Raw genomic sequence first — 18850 nt, forward strand, 5'->3', positions numbered from 1 at the left:
CGCAGGGGCGGGCTTGCCGGTGATGCGGGCGCCTCGGTCAATCATTGAGCGCGGTGATGCGGTCGCTGGCAAGCCCGTTCCTACAGGGGTGGGCCGCTTCTGATGGCGTGTCGGCGAGAAGATTAGCTAGACAACAATCCGTTCGATAATCGAACACTGAGTCGATTATCGGATTGTTCAGCCCATTTACCCGGCTTAATCTTCAAGCACTTCGGCGCCACCTCAGCGCCTTTTTCGATCCACACCGGGAGCCCGAACCCCATGGCTGAAATTCTTGCGCTGCGCGACGCGGTGAAGCAATTCGTGAACGACGGCGATACCGTCGCACTGGAGGGCTTCACCCACCTGATCCCTACGGCAGCGGGTCATGAAATCATTCGTCAGGGCAAGAAAGACCTGACGCTGGTGCGTATGACGCCTGACCTGATCTACGACCAGTTGATCGGCGCCGGCTGTGCGCGCAAGTTGATTTTCTCCTGGGGCGGCAACCCTGGCGTGGGCTCCTTGCACCGCCTGCGTGACGCAGTCGAGAAGCAATGGCCGCAACCCTTGGAAATCGAAGAACACAGCCACGCCGACCTGGCCAATGCCTACGTCGCCGGCGCCTCGGGCCTGCCGTTCGCGGTACTGCGTGCCTACGCCGGTTCCGACCTGCCCAAGGTCAACCCGCTGATCAAGACCGTGACCTGCCCGTTCACCGGCGAAGTGCTGGCGGCGGTGCCGTCGGTGCGCCCGGACATCACCGTGATCCATGCACAGAAGGCCGACCGCAAGGGCAACGTGCTGCTCTGGGGCATTCTCGGGGTGCAGAAGGAAGCGGCCCTGGCGGCCAAGCGCTGCATCGTCACCGTCGAGGAAATCGTCGATGACCTCAACGCGCCGATGAACAGCTGCGTGTTGCCGACGTGGGCACTGACTGCGGTGTGCCATGTATCTGGTGGCGCACACCCTTCCTACGCGCATGGTTACAACGAGCGTGATAACCGCTTCTATCAGGCGTGGGACCCGATTGCCCGCGACCGTGCGACGTTTACCGCCTGGATCGACGAATACATCCACGGCACTGCCGACTTCAGTGAATTCCAGGCCAAGCTGGCCACCGTGCAGGAGGCCAAGTAATGGCTTACTCGACCAATGAAATGATGACCGTCGCCGCCGCGCGTCGCCTCAAGAACGGCTCGGTCTGCTTTGTGGGCATCGGCCTGCCGTCCAAGGCCGCCAACCTGGCGCGCCTGACTTCATCGCCCGACGTGGTGCTGATCTACGAGTCCGGCCCAATTGGCGCCAAGCCTTCGGTGTTGCCGCTGTCGATCGGTGATGGCGAGCTGGCGGAGACCGCCGACACGGTGGTGCCGACCGGTGAGATCTTTCGTTATTGGCTGCAGGGCGGGCGTATCGACGTCGGCTTTCTCGGTGCCGCCCAGGTCGACCGCTTTGGCAACATCAACACCACCGTGGTGGGCGATTACCACCAGCCCAAGGTGCGGCTGCCGGGGGCCGGCGGCGCACCGGAGATCGCAGGTTCGGCCAAGAGCGTGCTGATCATCCTCAAGCAGTCGTCGCGTTCGTTTGTCGACAAACTGGACTTCATCACCTCGGTCGGCCACGGCGAAGGCGGCGATTCACGCAAACGCCTGGGCCTGCCAGGGGCTGGGCCTGTAGGGATCATTACCGACCTGTGCATCATGGAGCCGGAAGCGGGCACCCATGAATTTGTGGTCACCGCGCTGCACCCTGGCGTGACCCGCGAACAAGTCGTGGCCGCCACCGGTTGGGCGATTCGATTTGCCGACCAGGTCAGCACCACCGAGGAACCCACCGACGTCGAGTTGAGCGCCTTGCGTGACCTCGAAGCACGTACCGCCGCCGCCCATGGCCAAGCCCCCGGAGAAGCCTGATGCGCGAAGTATTTATCTGTGATGCCATTCGTACTCCCATCGGCCGTTTCGGCGGTGGCTTGTCTACCGTGCGCGCCGATGACCTCGCCGCGTTGCCGATCAAGGCACTGATCGAGCGCAACCCTTCGGTGGACTGGAACGCGGTCGACGAAGTCTTCCTCGGCTGCGCCAACCAGGCCGGTGAAGACAATCGCAACGTCGCGCGCATGGCCCTGCTGCTGGCGGGCCTGCCGGAAAGCATCCCTGGCGTGACCCTGAATCGCCTGTGTGCCTCGGGCATGGATGCCATCGGCACAGCGTTCCGTGCAATTGCCAGCGGTGAAATGGAGTTGGCGATTGCCGGGGGCGTCGAGTCGATGTCCCGTGCACCCTTCGTGATGGGCAAGGCCGACGCGGCGTTTTCGCGCAACATGAAGCTCGAAGACACCACCATCGGCTGGCGTTTTATCAACCCGTTGATGAAAGCCCAGTACGGCGTGGATGCAATGCCGCAGACCGCCGACAACGTCGCCGACGATTTCAACGTGTCCCGCGCCGACCAGGACGCGTTCGCCCTGCGTAGCCAGCAACGCACGGCCGCCGCCCAGGCTGCCGGGTACTTCGCCGAGGAAATCGTGCCGGTACGCGTTGCGCACAAAAAAGGCGAGACCGTGGTGGAGCACGATGAACACCCACGGGACACCACCCTCGATGCCCTGGCCAAACTCAAGCCGGTCAACGGCCCGGACAAGACCGTCACCGCCGGCAATGCCTCGGGCGTGAACGATGGCGCGGCAGCGCTGATCCTGGCCTCCGCCGACGCCGTAAAAAAACACGGCCTCACGGCCCGCGCCCGGGTGCTCGGCATGGCCAGTGCCGGCGTGGCACCACGCGTGATGGGCATCGGCCCGGTGCCGGCGGTGCGCAAGCTGGTGGAACGCCTGGGCCTGGCGGTCAGCGACTTCGACGTGATCGAACTCAACGAAGCCTTCGCCAGCCAAGGCCTGGCCGTGCTGCGTGAATTGGGGATTGCCGACGACGCGCCGCAGGTCAACCCGAACGGCGGCGCCATCGCCCTCGGCCACCCGCTGGGCATGAGCGGTGCGCGGCTGGTGTTGACGGCACTGCATCAACTGGAAAAAACCGGCGGCAGCAAAGGCCTGGCGACGATGTGTGTCGGCGTCGGCCAAGGCTTGGCCCTGGCGATTGAACGCGTCTAATAAGAGAGGATTGCTCCATGAGTGACAAGCCCGGTTACCGGCGCCCGCAAGCGGGCACTCAGCCTGATTACCTGCACCCGGCCTACCAGTCGACGAACCTGCGTTCGCCGTCCAAGCCCTTGGTGTTTCTGCCCCATTCGTTGTCGGAAATCACCGGCCCGACCATCGGCGCCGAGCGCGTCAATGCGCAGGACAACGACCTCACCGCCCAGCACGCCGGCGAACCGCTCGGTGAGCGCATCATCATTCACGGGCGTGTGCTGGATGAAAACGGCCAACCGGTGCCGGGCATCCTCGTGGAGATCTGGCAGGCCAACGCTGCCGGTCGCTACAACCACAAGCGCGACCTGCACGACGCGCCGCTGGACCCGAACTTCACGGGCACCGGCCGCACCGTCACCGACGCCGAAGGCTGGTACCAGTTCCAGACCATCAAGCCCGGCGCCTACCCGTGGGGCAACCACCACAATGCGTGGCGCCCGGCGCATATCCACTTTTCACTGTTCGGCCCGAGCGTGCTGACGCGTCTGGTCACACAGATGTATTTTCCCGGCGACCCGCTGCTGGAGTACGACCCGATCTACAACTGCGTGCCGGACACCTCGGCCAAGCAGCGCCTGATCGCCCGCTTCGACCTGGAAAAAACCATTCCTTCCTATGCCCTCGGCTACCGCTGGGACATCGTCCTGCGCGGCCGCGACGCCACGCCGATGGAGAAATGAGATGACACTCACTGCGACCACGTCCCACACCGTCGGGCCGTATTACCACATCGGCCTGACCTGGCTGAACCGCGAAGACCTCACCGTGCCCGCCACCCTCGGCGAGCGCGTGGCGATCAGCGGGCAGGTGGTGGATGGCAACGGCGATGTCGTCAACGACGCCATGCTGGAAGTCTGGCAGGCGAATGCCGCCGGCAAGTACGACCATCCCGAGGATGAGCAGGACAAGGCTGTCGACCCCAACTTTGAAGGCTTTGGCCGGGTGCCGGTGGATGCCGAAGGGCGGTTTCGTTTTACCACCATCAAGCCAGGTGCCGTTCCGGGCTTGAAGGGCACGACCCAGGCGCCGCACCTGGTGGTCTTGGTATTCGCGCGTGGGCTGGTGAAGCACCTGCTGACGCGGATTTACTTTGACGGCGAGGCGCTGAATGGGGATGACGCGCTGCTGGCGTGTGTGCCCCAGGAGCGGCGGCGCACGCTGATCGCCAAGGCGGATGCGGCGGGTGTGTACCAGTGGAATGTGATTTTGCAAGGCACAGACGAAGAGACCGTGTTTTTTGATTATTGAGTTGGCTGAAGATTTTTCGCCGGCAAGCCAGCTCCCACAGGGGATGCTTTCCAAATGTGGGAGCCGGGCTTGCCGGCGATGAGGCCGGTTCAGGCAACTGCTGTGCAAAAGTCTGCTTGCGGAACATGGTTGTTGCAAAGTATGTCTAGGCTATAACCGTTCCCACTGAGTGAAAAAAACATGACAACAAAAACCAGCCACTACACCGGAGAAGAACGCAGCAAACGGATTTTTGCGATCGTCGGTGCGTCTTCCGGCAACCTCGTCGAATGGTTCGACTTCTACGTCTATGCCTTCTGCGCCATCTACTTTGCCCCGGCGTTTTTCCCGTCGGACGACCCCACGGTCCAACTGCTCAACACCGCTGGCGTCTTTGCCGCCGGCTTCCTGATGCGACCTATCGGCGGCTGGCTGTTTGGCCGGGTGGCCGACAAGCATGGTCGCAAGAATTCGATGATGATCTCGGTGCTGATGATGTGCGCCGGCTCGCTGGTGATTGCCTTCCTGCCCACCTACAAAGACATCGGCGCCTGGGCGCCGGCGTTGCTGCTGGTGGCGCGGTTGTTCCAGGGCTTGTCGGTCGGCGGCGAATACGGCACCACCGCGACCTACATGAGTGAAGTCGCGCTCAAGGGCCAACGTGGCTTCTTTGCCTCGTTCCAATACGTGACGCTGATCGGCGGGCAACTGCTGGCAGTGCTGGTGGTGGTGATCTTGCAGCAACTGCTCAGCGAAGACGAACTGCGGGCGTGGGGCTGGCGGATTCCGTTCGTGATCGGCGCAGTTGCAGCCGTGATCTCCCTGCTGCTGCGTCGCACCCTCAAGGAAACCACCAGCAAGGAAACCCGCCAGGACAAGGACGCCGGCAGCATCGCTGCGCTGTTCCGTGACCACAAGGCTGCGTTTATCACCGTGCTTGGCTACACCGCCGGCGGCTCACTGATTTTCTACACCTTTACCACCTACATGCAGAAGTACCTGGTGAACACCGCCGGGATGCACGCCAAGACTGCCAGCTACATCATGACCGGCGCGCTGTTCCTCTACATGTGCATGCAGCCGCTGTTCGGCATGCTGGCCGACAAGATCGGTCGCCGTAACTCGATGCTGTGGTTCGGCGCGCTGGGCACGCTGTGCACGGTGCCGATCCTGCTCAGCCTGAAAACCGTCAGCAGCCCGTTCCTGGCCTTTGTGCTGATCACCCTGGCCCTGGCCATCGTGAGCTTCTACACCTCGATCAGCGGCCTGGTGAAAGCCGAAATGTTCCCGCCACAAGTGCGCGCCCTCGGCGTGGGCCTGGCCTATGCGGTGGCCAACGCGATCTTCGGCGGTTCGGCGGAATACGTGGCCCTGGGGCTCAAATCCATGGGCATGGAAAACACCTTCTATTGGTATGTCACCGGCATGATGGCGGTGGCCTTCCTGTTCAGCTTGCGCTTGCCGAAACAGGCGGCGTATTTGCACCACGATTTGTAAGGGACCGTTATGACGCTGCGCACGAGCAATCAATTGTTCGACGCCTACTTCACCGCTGACAGCATGGCCGAGGTGTTCTGCGATCAGGGGCGCCTGCAGGGCATGCTCGATTTCGAAGCGGGCCTGGCCCGTGCCGAAGCGCGGGTCGGCTTGATTCCGCACGCCGCCGTTGCCCCGATTGCCCAGGCCTGCCTGGCGTCGCGGTACGACGTGGATGCCCTCGGCGTGGCGATTGCCACGGCGGGGAATTCGGCCATTCCGTTGGTGAAGGCGCTGGGCAAGTTGATCGCCAGTGAGGATGCCGGGGCCGAGCGTTATGTGCATCTGGGCGCGACCAGCCAGGACGTGATGGACACCGGCCTGGTCCTGCAAATACGCCAGGCGCTGGCGTTGATCGAAGCTGACCTGGCGCAACTGGGCGGCGTGCTGGCCGCGCAGGCGCAGCGTTATGCCGGCGTGCCGTTAGCTGGGCGCACCTGGTTGCAGCATGCGACACCGGTCACGTTGGGGATGAAAATCGCCGGTTGGCTGGGGGCAGTGACGCGCAGTCGGCAACGTCTCGCCGAGCTGAAACCGCGTCTGCTGGTGCTGCAATTTGGCGGCGCGTCCGGCACTTTGGCGGCGCTCGGTGAACAGGCGATGCCGGTCGCCGAGGCCTTGGCTGCCGAATTGCAGCTGGGCCTGCCCGAACAACCCTGGCATACCCAGCGCGATCGTTTGGTGGAATTTGCCAGTGTGCTCGGCCTGATCGCCGGCAGCCTCGGCAAGCTGGGGCGTGATATCAGCCTGCTGATGCAGACCGAGGCGGCGGAAGTCTTCGAGCCGTCGGCGCCGGGCAAGGGCGGTTCCTCGACCATGCCGCACAAACGCAACCCGGTGGGCGCCGCCGTACTGATCAGCGCGGCGACTCGCGTACCTGGCCTGGTGGCGACACTGTTCAGCGCCATGCCCCAGGAACACGAGCGCAGCCTGGGCCTGTGGCACGCCGAGTGGGAAACCCTGCCGGAGATTTGCCGGTTGGTCTCCGGAGCGCTGCGCCAGGCCTTGCTGGTGAGCGAGGGGTTGGAGGTCAATCCTGAGCGCATGGCGCAGAACCTCGACCTGACCCAGGGCCTGGTGCTGGCCGAAGCCGTGAGCATCGTGCTCGCCCAACGCCTGGGGCGCGAGACCGCCCACCACCTGCTCCAGCAATGCTGTAAACGCGCGGTCGCCGAGGGGCGTCACTTGCGTGCGGTGCTCGCGGACGAGCCGCAAATCACCCACGAACTGTCCGCCGCTGAACTCGACCGCCTGCTCGACCCGGCCCACTACCTGGGCCAGGCGCACACCTGGGTGACCCGCGCCGTCACCGAACATTTTGCCTTGACCGCCTGAGGAGAACGCTGTGGCTTTTGTACAACTCGCCGAGGGCGAACTGCATTACCAACTGGATGGACCTGCGGAGGCACCCGTGTTGGTGCTGTCCAACTCGCTGGGCACTGACCTGCACATGTGGGACATCCAGATCCCGGCTTTCACCAGGCATTTTCGCGTGTTGCGTTTCGATACCCGTGGCCATGGCAAATCCCTGGTCACCGAGGGGCCCTACAGCATCGAGCAACTGGGGCGCGACGTGATTGCGCTGCTGGATGCGCTGGATATCCAGCGGGCGCATTTCTGTGGGCTGTCGATGGGCGGCTTGATCGGCCAATGGCTCGGCATTCATGCTGGCGAGCGCCTGCAGCGCCTGGTGGTGTGCAACACCGCCGCCAAGATCGGCACGCCGGACATCTGGAACCCGCGTATCGAGATGGTCCTGCGCGATGGCGCGGCGGCGATGGTAGCGTTGCGCGATGCATCGATTGCGCGCTGGTTCACCGCCGATTTCGCTGCGGCCAACCCGCACCAGGCCCAGCAGATCACCGACATGCTCGCGGCGACCTCGCCCGAAGGCTACGCGGCCAATTGTGCGGCGGTGCGCGACGCCGATTTCCGCGAGCAACTGGCCTTGATCAAAGTGCCGACCCTGGCGATTGCCGGCACCGAAGATGCCGTCACGCCACCGGCCGGCAGCCACTTTATCCAGAGCCATGTGCAGGGCGCCGAATACGCCGAGTTCTATGCTGCGCACCTGTCCAATGTGCAGGCGGGTGCGGCGTTCAGTGAGCGGGTGCTGGAATTTCTGCGGGCGCATTGAACCTGTGGTGAGCGGGATTGCCCCCGCGTTGGGGGGCGAAGCGGGCTGGGGTCAGTCAGTGCGTTTTTTTCGATGGACCTTGTCGCAGGTTTTGGGGCTGCTGCGCAGCCCAACGCGGGGCAAGCCCGCTCGCCACAACAAGCCCACTAGCCACAACAAGCCCATTAGCCACAACAAGCCCATTAGCCACAATAAGTCGGCTCAGCAAAACAAGCGTGCTCAGCAAGACAAGTGTGCTGGCTACGGCAGGTGCGTTTGCCACGGTGGGGCGAGCTTTTATCACATTCAGTCGGGAGTATTTTTTGTGGATGAGAAACAACGTTATGCCGATGGCCTGCAAGTGCGCCGGGAAGTCCTGGGTGATGCGCACGTCGACCGCAGCCTCAATGCCCTGACCGAGTTCAACAGTGAGTTCCAGGAAATGATCACCCGCCACGCCTGGGGTGACATCTGGACCCGCCCGGGGCTGCCGCGGCACACCCGCAGCCTGATCACCATCGCCATGCTGATCGGCATGAACCGCAGCGAAGAACTCAAGCTGCACCTGCGCGCCGCGGCCAGCAATGGCGTGACCCGCGCCGAGATCAAGGAAGTGCTGATGCAGAGCGCGATTTACTGCGGCATACCGGCGGCGAACGCGACGTTTCACCTGGCTGAATCGGTGTGGGATGAACTGGGTGTCGAGTCGCGGGAGCAGGCCTGAACGCAGACTCCGCGACGCAGCGGGGGGCGGTAAAATGGGAGGTTGAGTGTTTCAGCTATGCTGACGGGGAGTAGCGGCTTATTCCTACAGCTCCTAAGGGGCGTCGTGTTTATCCTGCGCTACGGATCTTCCTATCCGACCTGAGCCCCCGGCCCTAATGAAATTACTGCTGCATCCCGCCAGGGTTGTCGCCTTGGTGTTCCTGGCCGCGATAGGGGTCGGAACCTTCATTCTGATGCAGCCGATTTCCCATGCCGAGGGGGACGCCGTCCCGTGGGCGACGGCCTTCTTTACGGCGGTATCGGCCGTCTGTGTGACCGGGTTGGTGGTGGTGGATACGGGTACGTACTGGTCGACCTTCGGCCAGTCGGTGATTCTGCTGCTGTTCCAGCTTGGCGGTTTCGGCATCATGACGGTGGCGACCCTGCTTGGCCTCATGGTTAACAGCCGGTTGCGCCTGCGCACCAAGATGGTCGCACAGTTGGAGTCGCGCTCATTGGGGGTGGGCGACATTGCCGGCGTGGCCAAACTGGTGCTGGTGGTGACGTTCGCCTTGGAGCTCATCACGACCGTGTGGCTCACTTTAAGGTTGCATTGGGGCTATGGCCAGTCATGGGCCGATGCGGCTTGGAGCGGCCTGTTTCATGCGGTATCGGCGTTCAACAACGCAGGGTTCTCGATTTATCCCGACAGCCTGATGCATTACGCCACGGATACCTGGATTCTGTTGCCTGTGATGGCCGCCATCATTATCGGCGGCATTGGCTTTCCCGTGCTGTATGACCTGCGCAGCCGGTTCAACCATCCTCATCGCTGGTCGCTGCATACCAAGCTCACCTTGTCTGGCACGGCGATCTTGCTGGTGGTCGGGTTTATCACGCTGTTGCTGTTCGAGTGGGACCATTCCACCACCCTTGGCCCGATGGCCGTGACCGATAAAGTGTTATCGGCAGCATTTGCTTCCGTGTCTGCGCGTACCGCCGGGTTCAATTCGATCGACATGGGGGCACTGACCCCGGAAAGCTGGGCGGTGCATTACTTTCTGATGTTCGTCGGTGGCGGCAGTGCAGGCACTGCCGGCGGGGTGAAAGTCGGTACTGTGGCGATCCTGGTCTTGCTGGTGATTGCTGAAATTCGTGGGCACAGTGATTGCGAGGCCTTTGGCCGGCGAGTCGGCGCTGCGGCCCAGCGTCAAGCGATAACCGTGCTGGTCCTGAGCAGCGCCCTGATCGTGTTGGCAACGCTCTTTATCCTGCGTGAAACCGCGTTGCCCACAGACCAGGTCATCTTCGAAGTCATCTCGGCGTTTGGTACCGTCGGCTTGTCCACCGGTATCACCGCCGAGCTACCCACCTCAAGCCAACTGGTGTTGACGCTGCTGATGTTCGCCGGACGGGTGGGCACTATCACGCTGGCGGCGTCACTGGCCTTGGGCAAGCACCGTATGCCCTACCGTTACCCAGAGGAGCATCCCATTGTTGGCTAACTTTCTATTTTCAGAGAAGTTCTCATTTGCCAAGGGCGACAGCGTGGTGGTAATCGGTCTGGGCCGCTTCGGCGGCTCGGTGGCCCAATCGCTGATGCGGCTGGGGCACGACGTCATGGGCATCGACCGCGACGCGGCACCGGTTCATGAGTGGGCTGACCTGCTGACGCATGCGGTGCAGGCCGACTCCACCAACCAGCAGGTGTTACGCCAACTGGGCGTTGCCGACTTTGCCCATGCCATTGTGGGCATCGGCACCGACCTGGCCGCCAGCCTGTTGACCATCATGACGCTGACCGAACTGGGGATCCCGGATATCTGGGTCAAGGCCCGAACAGCCGAGCACGGGCAGATAGCCCAACGCATTGGCGCTCACCACGTTGTCTATCCAGAGAAGGAAATGGGTGAGCGTGTGGCTCACCTCATTACCGGGCGGATGATTGATTTCATCGAGTTCGACGACGGTTTCGCCATCGCCAAGATTCATTCGCCCGTGTCGAGCCACAACAGCACGCTGGCCGATGGGCAAATCCGCGAAAAATTCGGCGTGACGGTCGTAGGGTTGAAGCGTGCCAGTCAAGATTTTCAGCATGCCACCCCGGGTACGCAGGTACTGCCGGGGGATCTGCTGATCGTGTCTGGGCCGACTCATCTGATTCAAAAATTTGCCGGCCATTCGACATAGGCCGGGAGTTGTGTTGCAGGTAAGCCTGTGGTGAGCGGGCTTGCCGCGCGTTGGGGGGCGAAGCGGGGGTGAGTCAGTCAGTGCGTTTGTTCAGTGCTTGGATTTTGGGGCTGCTGCGCAGCCCAACGCGGGGCAAGCCCGCTCGCCACAACAAGCCCACTAGCCACAATAAGTCCGCTCAGCAAAACAAGCCTGCTGGCTACGGCAAGTGCGTTTGCCACAGTGGGGCGAGCCTTTATCACGTTCAGTCGGGAGTGTTTTTGTGGGTGAGAAACACCGTTATGCCGATGGCCCGCAGGTGCGCCGCGAAGTACTGGGTGATGCGCATGTCGACCGCCGCCTCAATGCCCTGACCGAGTTCGACAGTGAGTTCCAGGAAATGATCACCCGCCACGCCTGGGGTGACATCTGGACCCGCCCGGGCCTGAGGCGGTCGAGCCGGCTCAGGCCGCCTACGTGGTGTAGACCCTCTTGCGCAATGGAAGCCCCATTTCTTCTTTCAGGCCGTTTTCGGTAAATGCCCGTGGATTGGAGGTGGTTTTCGCGGTGCTGGGGTCACCGTCGAAATCAACCGGGGGGACTGCCGATTGCAGACCGATCGCCTGTCGCTCCCTGTTGGGTTCACCTTCCTGGTTATTGTCGGGTTCTGCGGTTGCGCCCTTTAGATTTTGGCCTGTGGCACCCGCGAAGGCGTGTCCCCTTTCATGCGCGAGACTGGTGATCGGGGAGGAACTGTCGTCATGCATATACATCGGGTTGTAATTGATCGTGCCCAGGTCAGCTTTTTCTCCGGCTTTACCCTCCACGATATAACCCAACTGTGACTCGCTCAGGGCTTCGACGGCGCCGCCGGCTTGAAGATGCTGTTGGATGGCCTTGGTGTTGAAGCCGTAGGTCATGTCATACCGGGTGTCCAGCTCGCGCAGGGTGACCGGCGCGTTGTTGCTCGCGGCCAGTTCGTCCTCTTTCTTCAAGGACTGCTGGCCTATGGGCGACATTCTCAATAGCTCCAGATCGTCTTCGACGCGCTGTTTGAACTCGGCGGAACCCTCGACCTTATAGGCAGTTTTCCCGGCATCACTGGGCGTTACATCAATCCTGCGTGAGCTGGGCGAGTGGACCACGTTATCCGAAGGTTTGGCGTAGATCACCGTGTTGTCATGATAAGACCTCACGTTGTTTTTACCCCTGCCGGTGTAAATGACCGAACTGCCATGGCTGACCATCAGGTTGTCACCACCGCCACCGTGCATCACGGTGTGGCCATTTTTGGCGATCATGAAGTCGTTGCCGCGCCCTCCGTCCATATGCACCTTTCGGTGGGCAGGGCCCTGCATGGCCTGAAGGCGGTCATCGCCATTGTCGCCATACAGCGCACTGCTGCCACTGCCCGCGATCAGTGTGTCGTTGCCTTCCCCGCCTGATGCGACCCCACGCCCCCTGCCCATCACGATAAAGTCGTCGCCTGCGCCGCCCTTGATTTGGGTGTTGCCGCCACCACCGCGGGCGTAGTCGTCACCGTCTCCCAAATCGATCTTGATGGGCGTCGTGACGTCTGGAGCCACCACCACGGAGTCGTTGCCGCCGTGGGTCTTGATATACAGGGGCTGGACCATTCCCTGCTCGGGACGATTGAGCAGCTCGAGGCTGTAGGCTTTACCGTTGACCGTCGCGATCAGCTTCCCATCGGGGGCGCGCTTGATGTTCACCCGGTCTGCATGGTTGCCGGTTTCTAACACCATTTGACTGAATATGGTGCTGACGTCGCCGTTTTTTTCGGCGCTGAATTCAACCTCCTGGGAGATTTTCACATTCTTGTCCTGAAACAGGACCTCGCTGTTAACGTAGCTTTTGTGTCCCAGGGCGATTTCCGGAGACGGACGGGAGGCAGGGGTCAGGGCATCGGAGTCAGGGCGTTTGTATTTGATCTGGACGGAAGGTTCTGGCGGTGTCGGCGATGGACTGTGAGTGTAATTCGTCATTACGGGCGTGGACGCAGAGATAGTCATGGTAAGGCTCGATCGTTGCTGGCAGATTTTCCTTTGAGTGGTGGGCAGGGAAGTGTTGTTCCGAGGAGAGGGCAGTCAAACACTTGTCTTGATGTTGCGTGCCTTGGGAGCGGCCTGGATTTAGTGGGAGTCGGCGTCCCACACCCAATTCCACACGCCGGGCAGATGCACGGGCTCGCTGACATCCTTGACCGTACGCGCCAGCGCGGCGCGTTGCAGGGCGCCGGTGTCGGTGTAGAACGGCTCGGCGGCCGTCGGCATCCCATTGATGCGGGCGCTGTCGAGCAGGATCTGCAGGTACTCCTGCAGGTGCCGCGCGGTGTAGCGGTTGATATCGTGGAAGGTCACCACCACCGGTATCACCCCGTCCACTGTCGGTAGCTCGCCGAGCGCGATGTGTTCGCGCACCACCGACAGTTGTCGATACAGATTGGCGCGGCGGCGCGGGCTGCCGTTGAAGCCCCAGATCTTGCCGTCATTGGCACTCAAGTCGGTGAGCAACACCTGCATGCCATGGCGCTGGTAGGCGGCGAACGTGCGGCGGTCGTAGTTCCAGAACGGTGGGCGCACCAGCACGGGCGGCGTGCCGGTGATCGCGGCAATGTCGGCCGCACCTTGGGCGAGGGTGCTGTCCAGCTCGGCGTCATTCAGCCAGCGATGGTTGGTATGAAACGCTGTCGCCGTGTGAAAGGCCAGGATATGCCCGCCCGCGTACTCACGCTCCATGGTCTTGCGGCCGCGGGAGCTCCCGCCGGAACGGCTCGCTTCGGTCTGCAGGAAAAACACCGCCTTGATCCCCGGCAACACCGGGTTGTGCGCCAGGTCGGCGACCACGGAACGGCTGGGGTTGTTGTAGCCCGAGGCACTGGGGCCGTCGTCGAAGGTCAGCAGGAAACGGATCGGTGCCTGGGCTTGCAGGCGCTGTTCGGTCTGCGGCGTCAGGGGAATGGGCGCACCAATGCAGCCGCTGAGGCTCAGGGCCAGGGCACAGAGGGCGAAGGCGATGACGAAGGATTTCATGGTGTGCGCGGGCCCGGATAGAAGCCGCTGCTGAGTGGATCAGCAGCGGCAGGCGCGCACCATACAGCAAGTCCGGCGGCGGTTTACAGCAGACTTATCGGGTAACTGACGATCAACCGGTTTTCGTCGAATTCATTGTTGCTGTAGTCCCGGCGCATGCTTGAGTTGCGCCAGCGTACCGTCAGGTTTTGCAGGGAGCCGCTCTGCACGGTGTAGCCGATTTCGCTTTCACGGCCCCATTCCTTGCCGTCGGTGATGGTGCCGGTGTGCACGTTGCTGCCGCTGATGTAGCGGTTCATCAGGGTCAGGCCGGGGACGCCGAGGGCGGCGAAGTTGTAGTCATGGCGCACCTGCCAGGATTTTTCCTCGGCGTTGTCGTAGCTCGAGTTGTAGCTGTCGTTGGCCAGGGTGCCGCCGCTGGTGCCGTTGACGCGCATCCAGGCGCTGTTGCCGGTGAGTCGTTGCAGGCCGACGTAGAAGGTGTTGCCGCCGTACTTGGCGGAGAACAGCCCGGACCAGGTCTTGTTGTCCAGGTTGCCTGCGCGGGCGCTGCCGTCGTCCTTGCCGTAGAAGAATCCGAGGTTGGCCCCCAGCGTCCAGTCGCCGATGGGCTGGCTGTGGATCAGGTTGACGAACTGCTGGCTATAGATGTCCTTGAGCTGGGCATTCCACAGGCCGATCTGGGTGCGCTTGTCGTTGAACGCATACTCGCCGCCCTGGAAGTTGAAACGGTCGGAGGTGAAGGCCGGTTTACCGACCATCGACAGGTCGGTCATGCTGCTGTCGTCGCGCGGGCTGTTGGCGCGGAACTGGCCGCCGTAGAGGGTCAGGCCATCGATTTCCCTGGAGGTGATCTGCCCGCCGCGCAGGGTTTGCGGCAGGGAGCGGCCATCGTCCGAACGCAGGATCGGCAGCACCGGCATCCATTCGCCCACCTTGACTTCAGTCTTCGATATCCGCGCCTTGAACGCCACGCCCAGGCGACCGAACTCGTCCGCCGGGCGGCCATCGTGATCCAGCGGCAACAATTGGGTGCCGCCGGTGCCGCGCCCGCCATCGAGCTTCACCGAGTACAGGCCCAGCACATCCACGCCGAAACCGACCGTGCCCTGGGTAAAGCCGGACTTGGCATCGAGGATGAAACTTTGCGTCCACTCCTGCGCGCCGCCCTGGGTCTTGGTGGGGTTGGTGTAATTGCGATTGAAGAAGAAATTGCGCAGGTTGAGGTTGGCGCTGGCGTCTTCGAGAAACCCATGTTCTTCGGCGACGGCAGGCAACGCAAGACTGGCGACAGCGGTGGCCAGCAAGAGCCGGCGCGGGTGGAAAGTGCTCATGGTGTCGGACCTGTTGTTATTGGGGTTATGCAGGTGGCGGCCATGGTGCGGGGCGGTGCGGGGACGATTCAATCGGGGGAGGGCGGGTTGTGGGCGATGATCGAACGCAAGTTGCCGGGCCGTCGGGCCCGGCAGTCAGGGTCAGCGCTTGGGCAGGTCGAAGTGGGTCCAGGGGAAGCTCGGCAGGTAGTGCTGGGCGGCAACGATCAGCGCCACCATCACCACCAGGAACACCGCTTGCAACGGGCTCCAGAACGCCCAGTGCAAGCCGTTCAGCCACGGGTAGCCTTCGGCGAAGGCAGGGCTCATGGAACCGATGCGTTTTTTGTGCAACAGGTGGATCAGGACCATGCCGGCATAGGTGAGCGCGCCGAGCACGCCGAGCATCAGCCCGCAGGCCACCAGCATGATCGCCTGCGGCACGCCGTGGCGTATCACCAGCCAGTATTCATTGGGGTTGATCCGCTTGGGGATCAGGTACTGGCTCAGCCACAGGTCGGGTACCCGATAGGTGGAGCTCATCCCGGCCCACAGCTGTGTCACGCGAAAACCGATGGCGGCCGGCACGAACGCCATCAGCATGAAGATCGCGAGCGACATCAGGTTCAGGTTGTCGGGTTTGTCGTGTGCGATGCTCAGGCCGAACCCCAGGGCGAACACGGCCCACAGCCGGATAAATACCTGGGTGTAGATGGGCCGTGGCACGAACTTGCGCCAGAAAAACAGTTGTTTGTGGGGCAGGCGTTCGAGCAGTTGCGGGTAGCGCCAGGTGAGCGTTTCGGCCAGGTGCTGGCAGGCCTGCCAGTCGTTTTCGCCGAAGGTGTCGGTCAGGCGTTTTTGTTGCGTGGCCGACATCGGCGTCAGCAGCAGGCGCGCGGCCAGCGCATCGGCCGAGTTGCGCCGCTTGTCCTGAGCCTTGTCGAGCAGGTTGGCGTAGAAGCTTTCCTGCTCGCAGCGGGACACCAGTTGGCGCCATATCCAGGCGGGTTCCGGGTACACGCCTTTCTGGTCGTCCCAGCCGAACGCCTGGCACACCCGTTCAAACAGCGGCACGCTCCATTGGGTGTCGTGGAGCAGGTGCAGGACGATACGTTGCCACTGTTGCTGCAGGTCAAAGACCCGCAGCCAAGGCTGGTTGTTGTAGTGGGTGAGCCGGGTGATGAACTCGCGCTCGGCCTTTTGCTCGAGCAGTTCCTGCAAGGTGCGGCGGTAATCCTGCAGCAGCTCGCTGGTCAGCGCTTCGTATTGCCAGGGGGTCATTGCCACCTGCTGCCACGGCGTCAGCCATTCCAGGTGCTGCACTGCCCAACTGGCGATGGCGCTGCGCTCGCCCGGGGCATCGAAACAATGGCGCAGCAGGAGGGCCTGGAAGGCGTCGGCGCAGCCTTGTTGGCGGGCCTGGGCCCAGCGCTCGTCGAGGTTATGCACGCTGAGGCCGCTGAGCAGCGCCTGGGCCGGGTTCGGCGCCGGCGCCGGCGCCTCGAAGGGGGCAGGGCTGAGCGGGCGAACGTCCATCAGTTCGGCCAGGTCGCTGAGGTTGCCGTAGGCGGCTTCGGCCACAGGCGCCTCGACCCGGTCCTCGTCCTCGTCCTGGTTATCGACGCGCCAGCGCGCTTCACTCAGGGCTTCTTCGTAGGCCTCGCGCAGGCGCTGGAAGCCTTCGGCGTCTTCGTCCGGGCGGCAGCTTTTGAGCAGCCGCGCATAAGTGCGCTTGATGGTGCGCTCGTCGGCATCTTCCGGCAGTTGCAGCAGAGTCCAACAATCCATGGAGTGTTCCCTCAGCGCCAGAACCCGTTGTCGAGTTGCTCAAGTTGCCGGGTCAGTTCACTGCGCGCTTCGCGGATGCGGCGTTCGTCCTGGGTATCGAGCACCTGCTGGAATTGCCCGGCCCAGTGCCCGAGCTGCTCGCGCAACTCACCCAGGCTTTCCTGGTAGAGGCGTTCGAGGCGGGCGACGAGCACGGTGTTGACCTGCTGGTCGCGGGGGTGAACCTTCAACTCTGCCAAGGCTTGCAGGCGCTGCTGGATCTCCTGAGGGTTAAGTACGCCGGGGTTGTTCTCGATCACCAGCGAGTGTTGCTCGCCGGTCAGCGGGATCTTCACCTGGGCTTCCAGCAGGCCGTTGTTGTCGTAGGTGAAACGCACGTCCAGCGAGACTTCACCGGCCTTGCGCTTGGGCACGGCAATTTCCAGCTGGCCCAGCTCGATGTTGTCTTTGACCAGGCGGCTTTCGCCCTGGTAGATCTTCAACAGCACGCGGGTCTGGTCGTCGTACAGGGTGAACACACTTTTGACCCGGCTCACCGGCACGCTGCTGTTGCGTTCGATCAACGGCAGGTAGTGGCCGCTTTCGATGTGGCTGCCGTACTGGTTCGAGGTCTCGATACCGAGAGTGTAGGGGCAGACGTCGGTCAGCACGACTTCTTCGAGGGCGGCCGAGCGTGCCTTCAGCGCGGCCTGGATTGCCGCGCCGTGGGCGACTACCTGGTCGGGGTCGAGGCTGATGGACGGGAAGCGCCCGAACAGGCCGGCGGCGAGTTTGCGCACCAGCGGCATGCGCGTGGTACCGCCGACCAGCAGGATTTCATCGAGGTCGCCAACGCGAATCCGCGCATCGCGCAGGGCCCGTTCGATCGGCGCGCGCAGGCGCTCGAGCAGCGGCGTGTAGAGCTTGGCCAGCTCCTGTTGGGTGATGGTCGTGACCCATTGCTCGCCGTCGACGCGCAGGCTGAAGTCGGCGCTGTCGTCCTGGCCCAGGGCCTTGCGCACGCGCTCGGCCTCGCGGCGCAGGGCTTGCAAGACGCTGCTGGTGGGCGGGAAACCCTGGGCGTTGCGCTGGCTGTCGACAAAGTGTTCGAGCAGCAGCGTGTCGAAGTCTTCGCCGCCGAGGAAGTTATCGCCGGCGCTGGCGCGCACTTCCATCACGCCGTCGAACAGCTCGATGATCGACACGTCGAAGGTGCCGCCACCGAGGTCGAACACCAGGAACGAGGTTTCCTTGTCGCGCTGGTGCAGGCCGTAGGCGAGGGCGGCCGCGGTGGGCTCGTTGATCAGTTTCTCGACGTTGAGCCCCGCCAGTTCGCCGGCGATGCGCGTGGCCTTGCGTTGGCCGTCGCTGAAGTAGGCGGGCACGCTGATCACGGCTTCGGTGACGGTATGGCCGTAGGTGCGCTCGATGTCTTCCTTGAGACTCTTGAGCACCAGTGCCGAGAGTTCTTCAGGACGGAACGAACGGTCGCCCAGGCGCACTTCGGTGGCACTGCCCATGTAGCGCTTGAACAGCGACGTGGTCAGGTGCGGGTGCGTGTGCAGGCGCTCTTTGGCGGCCTGGCCGACCAGCACGCGGCCTTGATCATCCAGCCCGACCACGCTGGGGGTGAGCATCTGGCCCAGGGCGTTGGGCACCAATTCAGTGGCATCACCACGCCAGACTGCCGCGAGACTGTTGGTGGTCCCCAAGTCGATTCCTACGATCATTACGACAAGCTCCCTCTGTGGTCTGTAAGAATCTGTTACCAATTTTACCCTGAAAGGTTGAAGGGAGCGCAAGGTGCACGACCGGGGATAGGCGGATC

General features: G+C 62.8%; 16 protein-coding genes and 1 pseudogene. 12 read left to right on the forward strand and 5 right to left on the reverse strand.

Going from position 1 to position 18850, the window contains the following annotated elements; translation table 11 throughout:
- Positions 1-261: 261 nt before the first annotated feature.
- The 12 genes and pseudogenes from AC07OJ_RS08580 to AC07OJ_RS08635 form a co-directional block, all read left to right on the forward strand.
- Positions 262-1119 carry a CoA transferase subunit A gene (locus tag AC07OJ_RS08580; RefSeq protein WP_495094382.1) on the forward strand — a complete coding sequence of 286 codons (858 nt, stop codon included), beginning with the start codon at positions 262-264 and terminating at the stop codon, positions 1117-1119.
- Entirely contained in the window at positions 1119-1898 is a 780-nt protein-coding gene (locus AC07OJ_RS08585) for a CoA-transferase subunit beta (RefSeq protein ID WP_065902919.1), read from the forward strand. Before AC07OJ_RS08580 ends, AC07OJ_RS08585 begins: the two co-directional genes overlap by 1 nt.
- Positions 1895-3097, forward strand: coding sequence for a 3-oxoadipyl-CoA thiolase (gene pcaF / locus AC07OJ_RS08590; RefSeq protein WP_177410378.1), 1203 nt, complete (start codon positions 1895-1897; stop codon positions 3095-3097). Before AC07OJ_RS08585 ends, pcaF begins: the two co-directional genes overlap by 4 nt.
- 17 nt (positions 3098-3114) lie before the next feature.
- The gene (gene pcaH / locus AC07OJ_RS08595; RefSeq protein ID WP_106804910.1) at positions 3115-3819 is read left to right on the forward strand and encodes a protocatechuate 3,4-dioxygenase subunit beta; all 705 of its coding nucleotides are present in this window, start codon (positions 3115-3117) and stop codon (positions 3817-3819) included.
- A 1-nt stretch (position 3820) separates the two neighbouring features.
- Positions 3821-4387 carry a protocatechuate 3,4-dioxygenase subunit alpha gene (gene pcaG / locus AC07OJ_RS08600; RefSeq protein WP_106804909.1) on the forward strand — a complete coding sequence of 189 codons (567 nt, stop codon included), beginning with the start codon at positions 3821-3823 and terminating at the stop codon, positions 4385-4387.
- Positions 4388-4567: 180 nt separating this feature from the next.
- Positions 4568-5863 (forward strand): MFS family transporter, encoded by a 1296-nt coding sequence (locus AC07OJ_RS08605; protein WP_065902911.1) that lies wholly within the window; start codon positions 4568-4570, stop codon positions 5861-5863.
- 9 nt (positions 5864-5872) lie between these two features.
- Positions 5873-7237: a 3-carboxy-cis,cis-muconate cycloisomerase gene (locus AC07OJ_RS08610; protein WP_495094383.1), complete on the forward strand. Its 1365-nt coding sequence runs from the start codon at positions 5873-5875 to the stop codon at positions 7235-7237.
- A 10-nt stretch (positions 7238-7247) separates the two neighbouring features.
- Positions 7248-8039: a 3-oxoadipate enol-lactonase gene (pcaD, locus tag AC07OJ_RS08615; RefSeq protein WP_495006523.1), complete on the forward strand. Its 792-nt coding sequence runs from the start codon at positions 7248-7250 to the stop codon at positions 8037-8039.
- 304 nt (positions 8040-8343) lie between these two features.
- Positions 8344-8742, forward strand: a complete 399-nt coding sequence (pcaC, locus tag AC07OJ_RS08620) for a 4-carboxymuconolactone decarboxylase (protein ID WP_065902905.1) — start codon at positions 8344-8346, stop codon at positions 8740-8742.
- Between the two features lie 196 nt (positions 8743-8938).
- Positions 8939-10228 carry a TrkH family potassium uptake protein gene (locus AC07OJ_RS08625; RefSeq protein WP_495094530.1) on the forward strand — a complete coding sequence of 430 codons (1290 nt, stop codon included), beginning with the start codon at positions 8939-8941 and terminating at the stop codon, positions 10226-10228.
- Positions 10218-10913 (forward strand): potassium channel family protein, encoded by a 696-nt coding sequence (locus AC07OJ_RS08630; protein WP_201143679.1) that lies wholly within the window; start codon positions 10218-10220, stop codon positions 10911-10913. Before AC07OJ_RS08625 ends, AC07OJ_RS08630 begins: the two co-directional genes overlap by 11 nt.
- A 262-nt stretch (positions 10914-11175) precedes the next feature.
- Positions 11176-11355, forward strand: a pseudogene (locus AC07OJ_RS08635) (carboxymuconolactone decarboxylase family protein); the annotation flags it as partial.
- Positions 11356-11365: 10 nt separating this feature from the next.
- On the opposite strand, the gene AC07OJ_RS08640 reads toward AC07OJ_RS08635, so the two are convergent.
- The 5 genes from AC07OJ_RS08640 to AC07OJ_RS08660 all read right to left on the reverse strand — a co-directional run bounded on the left by AC07OJ_RS08640 (position 11366) and on the right by AC07OJ_RS08660 (position 18752).
- The gene (locus AC07OJ_RS08640) at positions 11366-12922 is read right to left on the reverse strand and encodes a M91 family zinc metallopeptidase (protein ID WP_495094384.1); all 1557 of its coding nucleotides are present in this window, start codon (positions 12920-12922) and stop codon (positions 11366-11368) included.
- 120 nt (positions 12923-13042) lie between these two features.
- Positions 13043-13942, reverse strand: a complete 900-nt coding sequence (locus AC07OJ_RS08645) for a polysaccharide deacetylase family protein (protein WP_065899477.1) — start codon at positions 13940-13942, stop codon at positions 13043-13045.
- Positions 13943-14025: 83 nt separating this feature from the next.
- Positions 14026-15276 carry an OprD family porin gene (locus tag AC07OJ_RS08650; protein WP_495094385.1) on the reverse strand — a complete coding sequence of 417 codons (1251 nt, stop codon included), beginning with the start codon at positions 15274-15276 and terminating at the stop codon, positions 14026-14028.
- A gap of 141 nt (positions 15277-15417) precedes the next feature.
- Positions 15418-17043 (reverse strand): J domain-containing protein, encoded by a 1626-nt coding sequence (locus AC07OJ_RS08655; RefSeq protein WP_495094386.1) that lies wholly within the window; start codon positions 17041-17043, stop codon positions 15418-15420.
- A gap of 11 nt (positions 17044-17054) precedes the next feature.
- On the reverse strand, positions 17055-18752 hold the full coding sequence (locus tag AC07OJ_RS08660) for a molecular chaperone HscC (protein ID WP_495094387.1): 1698 nt from the start codon (positions 18750-18752) through the stop codon (positions 17055-17057).
- Positions 18753-18850 lie beyond the last annotated feature (98 nt).

It is taken from the genome of Pseudomonas sp. GW821-FHT09C08 (assembly GCF_059418125.1).

What these genes read in the sequence shown, in the direction of transcription:
- AC07OJ_RS08580 (WP_495094382.1), top strand. Translation starts at nt 262, where the DNA reads ATGGCTGAAATTCTTGCGCTGCGCGACGCGGTGAAGCAATTCGTGAAC.
- AC07OJ_RS08585 (WP_065902919.1), top strand. Translation starts at nt 1,119, where the DNA reads ATGGCTTACTCGACCAATGAAATGATGACCGTCGCCGCCGCGCGTCGC.
- pcaH (WP_106804910.1), top strand. Translation starts at nt 3,115, where the DNA reads ATGAGTGACAAGCCCGGTTACCGGCGCCCGCAAGCGGGCACTCAGCCT.
- pcaG (WP_106804909.1), top strand. Translation starts at nt 3,821, where the DNA reads ATGACACTCACTGCGACCACGTCCCACACCGTCGGGCCGTATTACCAC.
- AC07OJ_RS08605 (WP_065902911.1), top strand. Translation starts at nt 4,568, where the DNA reads ATGACAACAAAAACCAGCCACTACACCGGAGAAGAACGCAGCAAACGG.
- AC07OJ_RS08610 (WP_495094383.1), top strand. Translation starts at nt 5,873, where the DNA reads ATGACGCTGCGCACGAGCAATCAATTGTTCGACGCCTACTTCACCGCT.
- AC07OJ_RS08640 (WP_495094384.1), bottom strand. Translation starts at nt 12,922, where the DNA reads ATGACTATCTCTGCGTCCACGCCCGTAATGACGAATTACACTCACAGT.
- AC07OJ_RS08645 (WP_065899477.1), bottom strand. Translation starts at nt 13,942, where the DNA reads ATGAAATCCTTCGTCATCGCCTTCGCCCTCTGTGCCCTGGCCCTGAGC.
- AC07OJ_RS08650 (WP_495094385.1), bottom strand. Translation starts at nt 15,276, where the DNA reads ATGAGCACTTTCCACCCGCGCCGGCTCTTGCTGGCCACCGCTGTCGCC.
- AC07OJ_RS08655 (WP_495094386.1), bottom strand. Translation starts at nt 17,043, where the DNA reads ATGGATTGTTGGACTCTGCTGCAACTGCCGGAAGATGCCGACGAGCGC.
- AC07OJ_RS08660 (WP_495094387.1), bottom strand. Translation starts at nt 18,752, where the DNA reads ATGATCGTAGGAATCGACTTGGGGACCACCAACAGTCTCGCGGCAGTC.